Origin of the sequence: Caldicellulosiruptor changbaiensis, assembly GCF_003999255.1 — a bacterium.
GTDB classification, from domain to species: Bacteria; Bacillota; Thermoanaerobacteria; order Caldicellulosiruptorales; family Caldicellulosiruptoraceae; genus Caldicellulosiruptor; species Caldicellulosiruptor changbaiensis.
On sequence record NZ_CP034791.1, the window covers coordinates 2,025,967 to 2,040,353 of the forward strand.

13 protein-coding genes are annotated in these 14,387 nt (G+C 35.8%); 4 read left to right on the plus strand and 9 right to left on the minus strand.

Annotated features, from left to right (window positions below; all coding sequences use genetic code 11):
- The 7 genes from ELD05_RS09885 to ELD05_RS09915 all read right to left on the minus strand — a co-directional run bounded on the left by ELD05_RS09885 (position 1) and on the right by ELD05_RS09915 (position 7,863).
- Positions 1 to 2,181: a RelA/SpoT family protein gene (locus ELD05_RS09885; protein ID WP_127352301.1), complete on the minus strand. Its 2,181-nt coding sequence runs from the start codon at positions 2,179 to 2,181 to the stop codon at positions 1 to 3.
- Between the two features lie 48 nt (positions 2,182 to 2,229).
- The gene (locus ELD05_RS09890) at positions 2,230 to 2,757 is read right to left on the minus strand and encodes an adenine phosphoribosyltransferase (RefSeq protein ID WP_127352302.1); all 528 of its coding nucleotides are present in this window, start codon (positions 2,755 to 2,757) and stop codon (positions 2,230 to 2,232) included.
- Positions 2,758 to 2,901: 144 nt separating this feature from the next.
- Complete coding sequence (locus ELD05_RS09895) at positions 2,902 to 3,594, minus strand: stage II sporulation protein R (RefSeq protein ID WP_127352303.1); 693 nt, start codon at positions 3,592 to 3,594, stop codon at positions 2,902 to 2,904.
- Positions 3,595 to 3,666: 72 nt separating this feature from the next.
- The gene (locus ELD05_RS09900) at positions 3,667 to 4,962 is read right to left on the minus strand and encodes a Ger(x)C family spore germination protein (RefSeq protein ID WP_127352304.1); all 1,296 of its coding nucleotides are present in this window, start codon (positions 4,960 to 4,962) and stop codon (positions 3,667 to 3,669) included.
- Entirely contained in the window at positions 4,959 to 6,059 is a 1,101-nt protein-coding gene (locus ELD05_RS09905; RefSeq protein WP_127352305.1) for a GerAB/ArcD/ProY family transporter, read from the minus strand. Before ELD05_RS09905 ends, ELD05_RS09900 begins: the two co-directional genes overlap by 4 nt.
- Positions 6,056 to 7,648: a spore germination protein gene (locus ELD05_RS09910; protein ID WP_011916556.1), complete on the minus strand. Its 1,593-nt coding sequence runs from the start codon at positions 7,646 to 7,648 to the stop codon at positions 6,056 to 6,058. Before ELD05_RS09910 ends, ELD05_RS09905 begins: the two co-directional genes overlap by 4 nt.
- A 17-nt stretch (positions 7,649 to 7,665) precedes the next feature.
- Positions 7,666 to 7,863, minus strand: a complete 198-nt coding sequence (locus ELD05_RS09915) for a CLC_0170 family protein (RefSeq protein WP_011916555.1) — start codon at positions 7,861 to 7,863, stop codon at positions 7,666 to 7,668.
- Positions 7,864 to 7,987: 124 nt separating this feature from the next.
- On the opposite strand from ELD05_RS09915, the gene ELD05_RS09920 reads away from it, so the two are divergent.
- From ELD05_RS09920 to ELD05_RS09935, 4 genes are all read left to right on the plus strand, one after another.
- Complete coding sequence (locus ELD05_RS09920; protein ID WP_127352306.1) at positions 7,988 to 8,440, plus strand: ACT domain-containing protein; 453 nt, start codon at positions 7,988 to 7,990, stop codon at positions 8,438 to 8,440.
- A gap of 27 nt (positions 8,441 to 8,467) precedes the next feature.
- Positions 8,468 to 9,724, plus strand: coding sequence for a homoserine dehydrogenase (locus ELD05_RS09925; protein ID WP_127352307.1), 1,257 nt, complete (start codon positions 8,468 to 8,470; stop codon positions 9,722 to 9,724).
- A 39-nt stretch (positions 9,725 to 9,763) separates the two neighbouring features.
- Positions 9,764 to 10,690: a homoserine kinase gene (gene thrB, locus ELD05_RS09930; protein WP_127352308.1), complete on the plus strand. Its 927-nt coding sequence runs from the start codon at positions 9,764 to 9,766 to the stop codon at positions 10,688 to 10,690.
- A 90-nt stretch (positions 10,691 to 10,780) separates the two neighbouring features.
- Complete coding sequence (locus ELD05_RS09935) at positions 10,781 to 12,010, plus strand: aspartate kinase (RefSeq protein WP_127352309.1); 1,230 nt, start codon at positions 10,781 to 10,783, stop codon at positions 12,008 to 12,010.
- A gap of 65 nt (positions 12,011 to 12,075) precedes the next feature.
- On the opposite strand, the gene ELD05_RS09940 is transcribed toward ELD05_RS09935, so the two are convergent.
- Both ELD05_RS09940 and ELD05_RS09945 read right to left on the minus strand, forming a co-directional pair.
- Positions 12,076 to 12,420, minus strand: coding sequence for a DeoR/GlpR family DNA-binding transcription regulator (locus ELD05_RS09940; protein ID WP_307720908.1), 345 nt, complete (start codon positions 12,418 to 12,420; stop codon positions 12,076 to 12,078).
- Between the two features lie 27 nt (positions 12,421 to 12,447).
- The gene (locus tag ELD05_RS09945; protein WP_127352310.1) at positions 12,448 to 14,151 is read right to left on the minus strand and encodes an IS1634-like element ISCsa8 family transposase; all 1,704 of its coding nucleotides are present in this window, start codon (positions 14,149 to 14,151) and stop codon (positions 12,448 to 12,450) included.
- Positions 14,152 to 14,387: the final 236 nt, after the last annotated feature.

Genomic DNA, 14,387 nt, shown 5'->3' on the forward strand with positions numbered 1-14,387 from the left:
TTAGCCTCCTTTTACACGCTGAACATCAAATACACTGTCAATTTTTCTAAGTTTTCTTATAATCTTTTCAAGCTGCTCGGTTGAGCTTATCTCAACAGTTAAATTGATGCTTGCAATCCTGTCGCGCGTTGTTCTTCCCTGAATTGCCTTTACTGAAATCTTGTTCTCACCCAATAGGTTTGTTATATCCATCAAAATACCTGTCCTGTCATTTGCCAAAACATGAATCTGGGCATCAAACTTTGCGTCCTTTGTCACATTCCACTCAGCCTCGACTATTCGCTCAGGCTCTTTTAAATACTGTTCAACATTCGGACAGTCACGCCTGTGGATTGAAACACCTCTTCCCCTTGTTATATACCCTATCACCTCATCACCCGGTACAGGATTGCAGCATTTTGCAAACCTCACAAGTACATTTTCAACACCTTTTACCAAAACACCATTGTTAGAAGAGGCTTTTGCTGGTTTTGGCTTTTCAGTCTGAATCTCCTTGTTTGTGTCATCTTTGATGTACTTTTTTATCTCTTCCTTGATCCTCAGGGCAATCTTTCCAACTGTAATTCCGCCATAGCCAAGTGCTGCAAACATGTCTTCAGGTGTTCTGTATCCGTAGCGCTGCGAAACTGCCTGCAAGACATCTTCCTTAAAGGCATATTGCACTGGAAGATTCATCTTCTTGATTTCCTTTTCTAAGATGTCCTTTCCTTTTTGGATATTCTCTTCTTTCCTTTCTTTTTTGAACCATGCATTGATTTTGCTCTTTGCCTGAGGGCTTTTTACTATCTTGAGCCAGTCCTGGCTTGGCCCGTGTACATTGGGTGATGTAATAATCTCAACAATATCACCATTTTTGAGTTCATAGTCAATTGGAACAAGCTTGCCATTGACTTTAGCTCCTGCCATTTTATTTCCTATCTCGCTGTGGATTGCATATGCAAAGTCAATGGGAGTTGAACCCTGTGGCAGGCTTATAACATCGCCTTTTGGTGTAAACACAAATACTTCATCAGAAAAGAGGTTGATTTTTAAAGATTCCATGAACTCTTTTGCATCTTTTAGCTCTTTTTGCCACTCTAAAAGCTCTCTGAGCCATGCAAATTTCTCATCCTCATCAGTAGACTTTATTCTCCCCTCTTTGTACTTCCAGTGTGCAGCAATTCCATATTCTGCTGTTCTGTGCATGTCAAAAGTCCTAATCTGTACCTCAAACGGCTCTCCTTCAGGTCCTATTACTGTTGTGTGAAGTGACTGATACATGTTCGGCTTTGGCATTGCAATATAATCTTTAAACCGCCCCGGCATTGGCTTAAACAATGTATGGATTATACCAAGAACTCCATAGCAATCTTTTACAGAATTCACAATAATTCTTATAGCGAATAAGTCATAAATCTCTTCTAATGTCTTTCCCTGCTGCTTCATCTTTCTGTAGATACTATAAAAATGTTTTGGTCTTCCATCTATCTGACCAACCTCAATGTTTGCTTCTTTGAGTTTTTCTGATATAAGATTAATAATCCTCTGGATATACTCCTCTCTTTCAACCCTCTTTTTAGCAATCTTTTCAACAAGGTCATAATAGCCTTCTGGGTCAAGATAGCGAAGAGCTAAGTCCTCAAGCTCCCATTTTATCTTTGAAATTCCAAGCCTGTGTGCAAGCGGTGCATAGATGTCGATTGTCTCTTGTGCTTTTTGACGCTGCTTCTCTGGTGGAAGATATTTCAACGTCCTCATATTATGAAGCCTGTCAGCAAGTTTAATCAAAATCACTCTTATATCCTTTGCCATTGCAATAAGCATCTTTCGATAGTTCTCTGCCTGCTGCTCAAGTTTGCTTGTAAACTCAAGCTTTCCAAGCTTTGTAACACCATCAACCAAAGATGCAATTTCGCTACCAAACTCTTGTTCGATTTCTTGAAGTGAAGCAGAGGTATCCTCTACGACATCGTGCAATAGTCCTGCAACAATTGAAGCAATGTCAAGCTCAAGGTCAGCTAAAATTAAAGCAACCTCTAAAGGATGTACTATATATGGTTCACCAGAGCTTCTTTCTTGCCCGTCATGATATTTTTTTGCAAATTCATATGCCTTTTTAATTAGATTGACATCTTCCTCTGTTGCGTACTTTTTCACCTTTTCTATAAGCTGTTCAAATTTGTCACTCAAATTCCATTCCACCTCGATGGACCACTTTGATTTTTTGGCCCACTTTTTTGTCTTCAATTTTTAAATCAGCGAAGACTCAAACTGAACAACAGACCTCACGTCATATCCTTTTAAATTTTCTCTTCCGTTCAAATAGGTAAGTTCAACAAGGTATGCAATACCAACAACCTTGCCACCAAGCTTTTCAACAAGCTTTATATTAGAAAGTGTTGTACCACCTGTTGCTAAAAGGTCATCTATTATGACAACCTTTTGCCCTGGCTGTATTGCGTCAATATGCATCTCAAGTATGTCTTTGCCATACTCAAGTTCATACTCAACAGACACAGTCTTGTATGGAAGTTTCCCTTTTTTTCGAACTAATACAAGGCCCTTATTCAATACATACGCAACTGGTGCACCAAAGATAAAACCTCTTGACTCAGGACCAACAATGAGGTCAAAGTCAATGCCTCTTACCAAGTCAACTAAGGAGTCAATTGCATACTTGAATGCGTCCTTGTCCTGCAAGACTGTTGTTATATCAATAAAATCTATACCCTCTTTTGGAAAATTCAAAACATGTCTAAACTTTTCCTTGAGATTCATACCATATCCTCCTGTTATCAAATTAGTGTTTACGATATTAAGTATATCAAAAAAGATAATAGTTTTTGAATACCTACACATCAAATCTTTCAAAAAAATAAAAAAAGCCCTTTCATTCCACAAGGGAATTAAAAGAGCTTTTTTTTATATATTCTTAAACACTCTTTTGAACCATGCCTCTTTGTAAAACTTCGTCTTTAGTATTTCATATATTTTAAGCTTCAACTTTACAGGCATCTTATCAATGCTACTGTAGTTTGTGGCAATCATATACTCTTTTTTTGTAAGTGATTTCTTAAGCTCCTTTTTTGCTTTATCAGGAAGTTCAAGCTTTGCCTCATCAACAATACAAAGCGGGGGGAATATTACGCACCACCAGTTCTTTCCACCTCCCTCTCCTATAAATACCTTCACTGCGTCATAAACCCCAGAGGGAAACAAAAATCCATTGTAGATTCTGTTTGGGAACAAATCTCTTTGTATGGCTACTTTTACACTGTAGTTATACCCTTTTTGAGCTATTTGTTGCTGTAAGTATCTTTCTATTTGAGGTTTTTGCTCTGAGATTTGTCTTAATATATAGCTTTTGCCCTTTGAGTACTCCACTTTGTCAGAAAGATAAGAAATTAGCTTGTCTCGCACATATATCTTTAAACCTTGGTCTTCTTTTGAGTTGCTATTTGCAAGAATATGAAGCCTTATAACTTGGTGTGCCAAGTCATTTTGAAGATCATTAAGTTCTCTAAAGCTCAAGTACCAATAGACAAAAATAAAACATAGCAGCGCAAACAAAGCTGCAAAGAGATATCTTTGAATTTTCTTTCTACTTAGTACCATTTTCTCTCTCCCTGATTTAACCTTTCTTTTTTTAGCATTGCCACAAAAGAAAAGTTTTATACATGTTTATCTTTAATAAATGGTGCCACTTCTCCTAACTCTCACATCAGGTACAACTACTATATCAATCTTTTTAAACTCATCATCCCAGTTTTTCTTAAGCCTTTCCCAATCTTTTGGCCTTCTTTTTGATATTAAATCACCAATACCTAAGATATCAGCATTGTATTTAAATTTAAGAAGGTTCACAAGTTCAACTGCTTTCTGTTTTATAATACTATTTAGTCCTTTTTGTATATAGCTTCTCATAGGGTCATCTAAAACTTTATAACCACTTTGAAAAACAAACTGGTTTACTTCACCTTCAATTCGGAGATTGTATATAACCTTTATTCTACCATTCTTGTCTTCTAACTTCTTTTTAGTCTGGACCTCTGTTGTGATAAATGGAACATATGTGGACTTGTATTTTAAATCATCAATCAATGTATGCTTTGCCTTGCCCATCAAAAGTTTGTAAACTATGAGTTGCTTTTCATCAAGCCATCCAACAAACCTATAGTTTTTCAAAACTGCCGCACCAGCTATTCTCAATGTCTCAATTCCCGGCTCTACTCTTGAGATAACAGCACATTTTGAATTTATAAAATTGTTTATAACTTCACTGAGAGGTGTTTCTATAATCCTCCCATATACTGTTGCGTTTTTTGAAATCTCAAAAAGGTGAATTCCTGTCACAGGCTGAACAAGAGGCATTGTATTTAAAGTGTCTCTCGCAGTTGTCTCTGAAACATATAAAAAGGTATTTTGTGGAATGTCTTTGTCTCTATTCAATGAGTCCAAAACTTCTTTTACAAGGCCCGGGTCAGCCACCAAATCCCTTCCTAACACAACAACCTTAAGATACCCATAATAAAGTCTTTTGTTTATATCCCTTTCAAGGTAGTTTCTTACACCAAGCACATTATTTGTCGGCCTTACAAACAAAAATCTCATCTGCTCATCAGCTTTTGAGGTCTTACTCATCATTCTTAGATTTGGAAAAAGCACAGTAACAGAGAACTTATACTGATTTTCTTTAGTAGGAAGAGGTGGTTTTACCTTTCGTTTTGTCTTGGGATCAATGCCTTTCTTGTCTGTTCTAATCTCTGGTTTTTTCTGGTCTGGTGGAATTTTTTCAGTCTTTCTTTCAAGTTCAATGTATTCTTTGCTCTCATATTTGTTCAAATCACTCGGGTCATACTTATCAACACCAAGAGCTAAAATGTATCCCCTGTCTTCTATCTCAATCCTGTCCCAGCACCCTGTAAAAGTTAAGGCTATTATAAAAAGCATCAGTGCTAAACCTGATATTTTCAACCTTCTCATGTTTTTTTCACCTTCTTTTTAAAGACAAGCACAATATATGTGATAAGTGGTAGTATCAAAACAGCAAAGGTTGCAAAAAAGTAGCTGAAAAAGTCCATATACTTTTGAGTTTCTAAAACATTCTGTGGAATCAAAGAAAGGATATATATAAATGGAAGCTGAGCAAACACGAAAAAGTTATGTTCTTTTGTATTGAATATCCTTGCTAATATCAAGCTTGCTACCATTAAAAATATAATCTCAGTCGTATATGTTGTTATCATCCACAGAGCAACAACTATACTTTCAGGTCTTTCTATTACAATCTCTAAAACTGTCACATCTCTAAAAAGATTCAAAGTGGGCCAAACCATAGTTTGCATCTCTTTTGAACCAAAATCAGCAGTGCAAAATATTATTATTACTTCATAAACCAAAATTGTTACTGAAAATCCAAAAAAAGCACTTTTGATTAACTTATCTTTTCTTCTTATATATGGTAAGAAAAATAAAAAAACTTCAAACCCTAAAAAACTGAATATTGTACTCCCTATACCTTGAATTAGCTTTTTGATAGGGATATTCAAAATTGGCAAGAGATTTGAAAAATCAAGTCTTTGATATACAAAGAAGGAGAGCACAATTATGATTACAATAATTCCTGGCATGAGAATCTCGCACATTCTTGCTATGACCTCAACACCATATCTTGAAAGATATCCACATGTCAAAAGAAATGTGATTATTAAAACTTCGGTAGGTGTGAGGTTAAACAAGAACTCTTTTGCTGTCTCTGCAATTAGCCTTGTTTCAAATGAAGAAAAAACTACAAAATAAATAACGTAAATAAAAGAAAAAACTATGCCAAGTACTTTTCCAAATGCAGAATCTAAAAGTTCTATAAAAGTAACATCAGGATTTGACATTGCAATCTTAAATAGAAGCATAAAGACCAAAAAGGAGATTATACCACCAAGAAGCACTACAATCCAGCCGTTTTGGTCGGCATATTTTGCAACTCCTGATGGCATAAACATAATACCTATTCCAATCATAGCAGATACAAAAAGGACAAAACACTGAAAACTGGATATTTTGTCATTGTCGTTTACTATCATCTATTTTCACCTGCCGCACTTGGTGGTTGACTTTTCTCATACATCATTCTTATCTTTTGTTGTGTACTTGCAAATATGGGCCTTGCCCAAAGATATCTCGTTGGAAGTCTTACAATTGCATCCTTGTAGTCCATAATTTCAAATGAGACAAATGGCGATAGTATTGGCACTCCAAAGCTTTTGAGTTTTACGAGATTACCCAATATAATAAGGCTGAGAAGTATAAATCCATAAAGTCCCAATGCTGCACAAACAAGTATATATACAAATTTCAAAAGTCTCAAAGAAATTGAAAGATTATAAGCAGGTACAGCAAAAGACGCAATAGCAGTTGTTGCAACAAGGATAACCATAATAGGCGAAATAATCCCCGCTTGTACAGCAGCCTGTCCTATAATCAATCCTCCTACAATCCCAATTGTTTGCCCAATTGGTCCAGGAAGTCGCAAGCCCGCCTCTCTTAGAAGCTCTAACATGAACTCCAAAAATAGTGCTTCAATAAAAACAGGAATTGGTACACCTTCTCTTGTTGCAGCAATAAAGAGCCCTAAGTCAGGTGGAATCATGCTCGGCGTAAAGGATGAGATGGATATATAAAAGCCTTGGAGTGTCATAGCGGTAATGGCAGCAATAACTCTCAGGATGCGTATAACTGTTGCTATATGCCATCTTTCGTAATAATCCTCTGCATGCTGAATAGAAGTCATAATAGTTGCAGGAACAATGAGAGCAGTGTTTGTATTGTCGCACAAAATCACAATTCGACCTTCATAGATTGCAGCAACTGCTGTGTCAACCCTTTCTGTGTGCTGTATTGTGGGAAAAAAGCAAAATACATCATCTTCAATTAGCTGTTCTATCATTCCACCGTCAATTATTGCATCAATGTCTATCTTAGATAATCTCTGCTTTAACTCATTTAAAATATTTTTGTCTACAATATCGTCTATATACACAAGGTATATATCAGTTTGAGAACGCCTCCCAAGCTTCATATTTTTCAGTCTAAGGCGGGTATCTCTTACTCTTCGCCTAATAACAGCTGTTGAAAACCTTACCACTTCATTAAAGCTATCTCTTGGGCCTCTTACAGCATTTTCAGTAATTGGCTGTTGAATGCCTCTGTTTGGAAAGTTTCGAGTTGAAACTCTAATAATCTTATTGCTACCGTCCACAAAAAGAAGCGTCTCACCACAAAGAAGGTCTAAGATAGCGCTTTTAAAACTTGTAACTTCTTTTATGTCAGCGGTTGCAAGGATATGGTTTAAAATCTTTTCATAGGCATTGATTTGACTTATATCTTCATCCATCAGGCTTGTCTCAATCATAAGATGCTTTATAACATCTCTGTCTATAATCTCTCTTGAAACAAGACCGTCCACAAACACTGTTGCGCATTTTACATTCATACAATAAAACTCCCTGTACACAATATCGTCGTTGTCAACAAGAAGTTCTTTTATATATTTGAGATTGTCATCAATTGTTCTTGAAATCTCATCCTTTGCCTTAACAAATTCAACTTCTTGCGTGTGTTGCTTTTCTTTTTCTCTTTGTCTTTTTCTTCTTATAATCTCAAAAAATTCCATATCCAAAATCACCACTTTTAAAGGAAAATTTTTACTATATAAAAGATGATACCAAGTACGATTAAAACACTTCCTGTGATTTTTGCCAAATTAGCTTCTCTCTTTAAATTCTTTGATTTAAGCTCTCTTATGTCAAGCAAGAATATTAAAATACCACTTAAGAAAAACATTAAAATACTATACTTTGTAATAATATCTGAAAGGCTTATCATCATATAAAATCCCCTCTCTAACCATTTAATATGAAATAAAATATCTTTTTTTATACTTGAATTTTGCCTCCGAGTATGCTAAAATCCATTCCATAAAGACATTTGTTTATATTGGGTGAACAGAAAAATGCTGAAAAAAGACGCTACGTACTATATAGTTGAGGAAAGTGTTTTGCCCGAAGTTTTTTTAAAAGTCATCAAGGCAAAGGAACTTTTGGAAAAGGGGGAAGTTAAGGCAGTAAACGAAGCTGTTAGATTGGTAGGAATCTCAAGAAGTGCATTTTATAAATACAAAGATTGTATATTTCCTTTTTTTGAAAGCTCAAGAGGGAAGATAATCACACTTGCACTTGTTTTGCAAGACGTACCTGGAATTCTTTCTAAAATACTAAATATTATCTCTGACACAAACGCAAATATACTTACAATCAACCAAAACATTCCCTTGGGTGGAATTGCAACTGTCACAATATCTATAAGGACATCTGATATGACAAAGTCTGTAAAAGAGTTGATTCAAGAAATAGAAAGAGTTGACGGAGTGAAGAAAATTGAAATTTTAGGAAGAGAAGAATATTAAAGTTTTCAAAAAGGAGGGAAACTTGAAGTGGTAAAGATTGCAATAATGGGATTTGGAGTTGTTGGCTCAGGAGTATGGGAAGTTTTGACAAAAAACGCAGCATCAATTGCCAAAAGAGCTGGAGATGAGATAGGGATTAAATACATTTTGGATATCCGTGATTTTCCAGACCACCCGGCAAAGAATTTGATTATAAAAGACTTCGACAAAATTTTAAATGACGATGAGGTTTCTATTGTTGTAGAAACAATTGGTGGACTTGAGCCTGCGTATACTTATACAAAAAAGCTTTTAGAAAAAGGGAAGCATGTTGTTACATCAAACAAAGAACTTGTTGCAAAGCATGGACCAGAGCTTTTGAGAATTGCAAAGGAGAAGAATATCAATTATTTCTTTGAAGCAAGTGTTGGCGGTGGAATACCTATTATAAGACCTCTTCAGAACTGTTTGGCAGGAAATCAAATAACAGAGATTGCAGGAATTTTAAATGGCACCACAAACTATATCTTGACGCAGATGAGTAAATACTCCCTGTCATTTGAGGAAGCGCTAAAGCAGGCTCAGGAAAAAGGATACGCGGAGAGAAACCCAAGCAATGATGTTGACGGGCATGACGCATGTAGAAAGATTGCAATCTTATCTTCAATTGCATATTCTCACTATGTAAATTATGAGAATATTTATACAGAGGGTATATCAAAAGTTACAAAAGAAGACATGGAATATGCAGAGGAGCTCGGGTGTACAATAAAACTCATTGCTATGAGTAAAAAGTTAGATAGTACAACTGTTTTTGCAAGAGTAAGTCCACTTATGATACTCCAGAAAAATCCTTTTGCAAATGTAGATGATGTATTCAATGCAATCTTAGTAAAAGGTGATGCAATAGGCGATGTGATGTTCTATGGCCAAGGCGCTGGGAAGCTTCCAACTGCAAGTGCGGTTGTTGGAGATATAATTGATATTGTCAAGCATATTGACAAGTCATATGTCTACACTTGGGGAATCTCCGGCGATATAAAGGTTTTGAATATAGAGGAAACAAGCTGCAGATTTTTTGTGAGAGTAAAGTATAAAGACCTCTCAAAAGCAAAAGATGCAGTTTCAATAATTTTTAATGACTGCATGATTGTAAACACACACAAACCAATTGGCAAAAACGAGTTTGCATTTGTAACACATGAGATGAAAGAAAGAGAATTCAAAGAAAAGATATCCCAGCTTGAAAAACTTCCTGCTATAGAAAAGGTTCTGTCAATCATAAGATATGATGAAAATATATGAAGCATTGACAAATTCATACGCTTGGAGGTAAGTTGCAAAATGATTTCTGTAAAGGTTCCGGCATCATCGGCAAACCTTGGTGCCGGATTTGACTGTATGGGAGTTGCATTAAAACTTTATAACATCATTGAGGTGGAAGAAATCGAAAAAGGTTTAGAGATAACTTCAAGCCCAGACGACCCTTCGATTGCAAAGGATGAGAATAATCTTGTTTTCAAAGCCATGAAGGTTGTATTTGACGAGGTTGGATGGTACCCAAAGGGTTTGAGAATAAATCTTATAAATGAAATTCCACTGACACGCGGTTTGGGATCGTCTGCTGCATGTATTTCAGGCGGTATATATGCTGCAAACCTATTATGTGGCGGAAAACTCTCTGAAGAAGAGATGATTTTCTTGGCAGCAAAAATGGAAGGACACCCTGATAACTCAACACCTGCAATGATTGGCGGACTTGTTTTTGCAGTACTGGAAGAAAATAAAGTGAACTACATCAAGTTTGTTGTACCAAACAGGCTCAAGTTTGCAGTTTTCATTCCTGACTTTCAGCTGTCTACTGAGTATGCAAGAAATATTCTGCCAAAGTATATTGAGTTCAAAGACGCAGTTTTCAATGTTGGAAGGGCAGCTCTTTTTGCAAGCGCAATCACAACCGGAAACTATGATCTTTTGCCTGCTGCAACACAAGACAGGCTACATCAACCATATAGAAAAAATCTCATTCCTGATTTTGATAAGATTGTAAACCTATCTTTGGAGTTTGGAGCAAAAGGAGCATTCTTGTCGGGGGCTGGTCCTTCTATAATAGCATTGATTGATGAAAATTATGACAGTTTTGAACAAAATGCCAAGATTGCACTTAGCTCATTGGAATTAAAATCTAAGTGGGATTTGATGATTTTAGAGGCCGACAATAGCGGTGCTACAGTTTTCTCTGTGCAAAGTAGCAGTAGTTTTAAAAGATAAAGCAATTATCAAAAAAGTGTAATATAATATTATCAAGCTATAATAAAAAACTTTACACGTTTCAGTTTTAAAAAAGGGAGGGGACAAAAATTGGGAATAGTTGTTCAAAAGTATGGTGGAACGTCTGTCGCAGACAAAGAGAGAATATTTCGTGCAGCAAGACGAGCTGTAGCCGAGTATGAAAAGGGAAACAAGGTAGTTGTTGTTGTTTCTGCTCAAGGTGACACAACCGATGAGCTTATTGAAAAAGCAAAAGAGATAAACGAAAACCCGTCTAAAAGAGAGATGGATATGCTGCTTTCAACAGGTGAGCAGATATCAATTGCGCTGATGGCAATGGCAATTGAAAAGCTCGGGTATCCTGTAATATCACTTACTGGCTGGCAGGCAGGGATAAAGACAGATAGCAATTATTCAAACGCAAGGATTAAAGAAATTGATACAGAAAGGCTTCACAGAGAACTTGACAAGAGAAACATAGTTGTTGTTGCAGGCTTTCAGGGAATAAATAAATATGACGACATCACAACTTTGGGCCGTGGTGGGTCTGACACAACAGCAGTGGCTTTAGCTGCAGCTTTGAAAGCTGATAAGTGCGAGATTTACACAGATGTTGATGGTGTGTACACAGCAGACCCAAGAATTGTTCCAAATGCCTCAAAGCTAAAAGAGATTTCATATGATGAGATGTTAGAGCTTGCAACGCTGGGAGCAAAGGTTCTTCATAACAGGTCTGTTGAGCTTGCAAAAAAATATAACATTCCTATAGTTGTCAGGTCATCTTTTAATGACAATGAAGGAACAATTGTGAAGGAGGTAAGTTCTGTGGAAAAGCTGCTTGTGTCAGGTGTTGCTTGTGACAAAGACATAGCAAGGGTTGCTGTGATTGGAGTTGAAAATGTTCCAGGAAAGGCATTCCAGATATTCTCTTTACTTGCGAAAGAGAATATAAATGTTGATATAATCTTGCAATCAATCGGAAGAGAAAAGACAAAAGATATATCATTTACTGTGTCAAAAAGCAATCTCAAGCAGACCTTGGACGTTTTGACAAAGAATTTACATGTAATTGGGGCAAAGGACATAACCTACGCAGACAATGTTGCAAAGGTGTCAATTGTAGGTGCTGGAATGGTCAACAACCCAGGCGTTGCAGCAACTATGTTTGAAGCACTTTACGATGCAGGAATCAATATTGAGATGATTTCAACATCAGAAATCAAGATTTCAGTTCTAATCGACGAAAAAGACGCAGACAAAGCAGTGAGGGCTATACATGACAAGTTCAAACTACATCTTTTGAATAGCAACGGAAAATAAAGGGCAAAGTTTTAGTAATAATACATAAGGGGCTGCTTCAAAATTCCCGGGCAGCCCCTTTACTTTTAACAGTATACGATCTCAACATTCTTTTCCCTTATTGCATTTTCTTGGCTTGGTGGCAGTACCTTGTCGGTGAAGATAAAGTCTACATCATCAAGTGTTGCAATGTTGACAAGTGCTGTTTTGTTCATCTTTGTGTGGTCTGCAATCATATAAACCTGGTCTGCTATCTCAATCATCATCTTTTTTACCTGTGCTTCAAGCTCGTTTGACTCTGTAAAGCCTTTTTCAATGTCAAACCCTTTACATGAAATTATAGCCTTGTTTGCATTAAGAGATTTCAATGTATTCTCTCTTGACTTTGTCAGTTTGAAACTCAAAAAGCTTGGGAGGACTGGGATTGACAAAATATGGACCTCAATTTTGTCACTACATCATTTCCTTATACCAATAAATTCTAAGCCTTCCTCATATGTGATGAAATTTTTCGGCCCCTTTATCTTCATCACATTCAGTATATCTCCAGCTCCTCCTTCTGTCCTTTGCTTTATCAAATATTTCTTCCCTTTTATCTCTATTTCAATAAAATTCATTGAATCTATTGCTTCCATTATCCCTTCACTACTTATTCCTTTACCTTTTTTCCTCAAAATATATTCCAATGTCCTCTGTAATAAAAATGCCAAAAAACATATCACAAAATGTCCTTTTATTCTGCTTTCTGTAAAGTGATATATCGGTCGTACTTCTAAACAGCTTTTCATTACTCTGAATGACTGTTCTATCTTCCATAAATCGTGATATGCTCCTAAAACTTCTTCTACATCCATATCCTTTTTGCTCGTTTGTATTGCATAATAACCGTCAAACTTCTCATCTCGTTTTATCGCTTCCTCATCCAGTACATATTCTTCTGACTTTGATTTCTTCTTCAAATATTTCCTCGCACCTTTTTTCTCTAAGGCTGTTATACTTCCTTTGTTCTCTAAAAGCTCTTTGGCTTTTGATACCAATCTCTCTCTGTCTTCTTTGTCTTTCTTAGCTCTCTTGCTTGAATACGTTATTATCAGTCTCTCTTCTATTTTAAACTCTTTACCCTCTTCATCCTTGATAACATTTGTTCTTTCCAATACCTTATATTTGAATTCATCCCCATAAATTTCTTCAGCATTCAAACAACTTTTTCCATCAAGCCTTTTATATCCTTCTTGCTCAAATACTTCATCTAAAACTTCTTTACTTGCATTCTTTAATCTGCTTGCTACTATATAATCGTATCCCGCTTCTTTTATCATCTTTAAATTTAATCTGCTGTTGAGCCCTTTGTCTGCTACTATCACTATCTTATCTATACTAAATTTTTCCTTCAGTTTCCTCAGTATCTTTACCATTGTCTTGCTATCTATTGTATTGCCAGGAAAAAGTTCATAACCTATCGGCCTGCCTTCTTTGTCTACCAAAAGCCCTAACACAACCTGTACTTCATTTATCTTGTTGTCTTTGCTAAAACCAAAATTTTTAAGTTCATCGGCTCTACAACTCTCAAAGTATATTGTCGTCACGTCATAAAAAACTACATCAACTACCATCTTAAATAAATCCCTATTTTTCTGATACAGATACGTCTCTAAATCCTCTTTTATACTGTCAAGAAAATCTAAACACCTGTACAACTGATTTAAATCTATATCCTCTTCAAATCCAAAATATTTATTTCTCTGATGATAAGTTCTTAGTTTGCTCATAGGTTCTATCAATCTCTGTATGGTCATTAAAAAACTTACTTTGTCTACATCAAATTTTATCTTTCTCCCTTTTGTTGCTCTCTCTTTTAAAAACTTATCTATTTCAAGTTCTTCCCATAACTTTCTGAATACAATGTATCCCCAATTTTTTATAACTGCATCCGATACATCCTCTTCAGATTCAATAGTAACAGCTTTTGTATTCCCAGTAGTTGTTTTTTCAACAATGTCGGATAGTTTTTTTACAATGTTTTTAAAAGCAGGATCACTTTTGAGAAGATCAAGTCTACCAAAATTAAATAACACTCTTTGTTTTACCTTGCCATTTTCACGATAGTTTTCGACTAATCTAACATACTGGTAACAGCCAGCATTAGTTATTTTGACAAACATATGGTAACTCCTCAAAGGTATTTTGAGTAATTGTACCACAAAATATTCAAAATGTCAAGTATTTATAGCATATTTCAGACTATAATTTGCCACTACAATTTTTAAAATTTTTTATTTTTCTATTCTCAAAACCCGCATAAATTAAGACTTTGTTATTTTTTGTTAGCTCAAAAACTCCTCCTAACTGACAAAGTCAAGAAAATAAAGGGCAAAGTTTTAGTAATAATACATAAGGG

What these genes read in the sequence shown, in the direction of transcription:
- ELD05_RS09905 (WP_127352305.1), bottom strand. Translation starts at nt 6,059, where the DNA reads ATGATAGTAAACGACAATGACAAAATATCCAGTTTTCAGTGTTTTGTC.
- thrB (WP_127352308.1), top strand. Translation starts at nt 9,764, where the DNA reads ATGATTTCTGTAAAGGTTCCGGCATCATCGGCAAACCTTGGTGCCGGA.
- ELD05_RS09945 (WP_127352310.1), bottom strand. Translation starts at nt 14,151, where the DNA reads ATGTTTGTCAAAATAACTAATGCTGGCTGTTACCAGTATGTTAGATTA.
- ELD05_RS09890 (WP_127352302.1), bottom strand. Translation starts at nt 2,757, where the DNA reads ATGAATCTCAAGGAAAAGTTTAGACATGTTTTGAATTTTCCAAAAGAG.
- ELD05_RS09920 (WP_127352306.1), top strand. Translation starts at nt 7,988, where the DNA reads ATGCTGAAAAAAGACGCTACGTACTATATAGTTGAGGAAAGTGTTTTG.
- ELD05_RS09910 (WP_011916556.1), bottom strand. Translation starts at nt 7,648, where the DNA reads ATGGAATTTTTTGAGATTATAAGAAGAAAAAGACAAAGAGAAAAAGAA.
- ELD05_RS09900 (WP_127352304.1), bottom strand. Translation starts at nt 4,962, where the DNA reads ATGAGAAGGTTGAAAATATCAGGTTTAGCACTGATGCTTTTTATAATA.
- ELD05_RS09915 (WP_011916555.1), bottom strand. Translation starts at nt 7,863, where the DNA reads ATGATGATAAGCCTTTCAGATATTATTACAAAGTATAGTATTTTAATG.
- ELD05_RS09895 (WP_127352303.1), bottom strand. Translation starts at nt 3,594, where the DNA reads ATGGTACTAAGTAGAAAGAAAATTCAAAGATATCTCTTTGCAGCTTTG.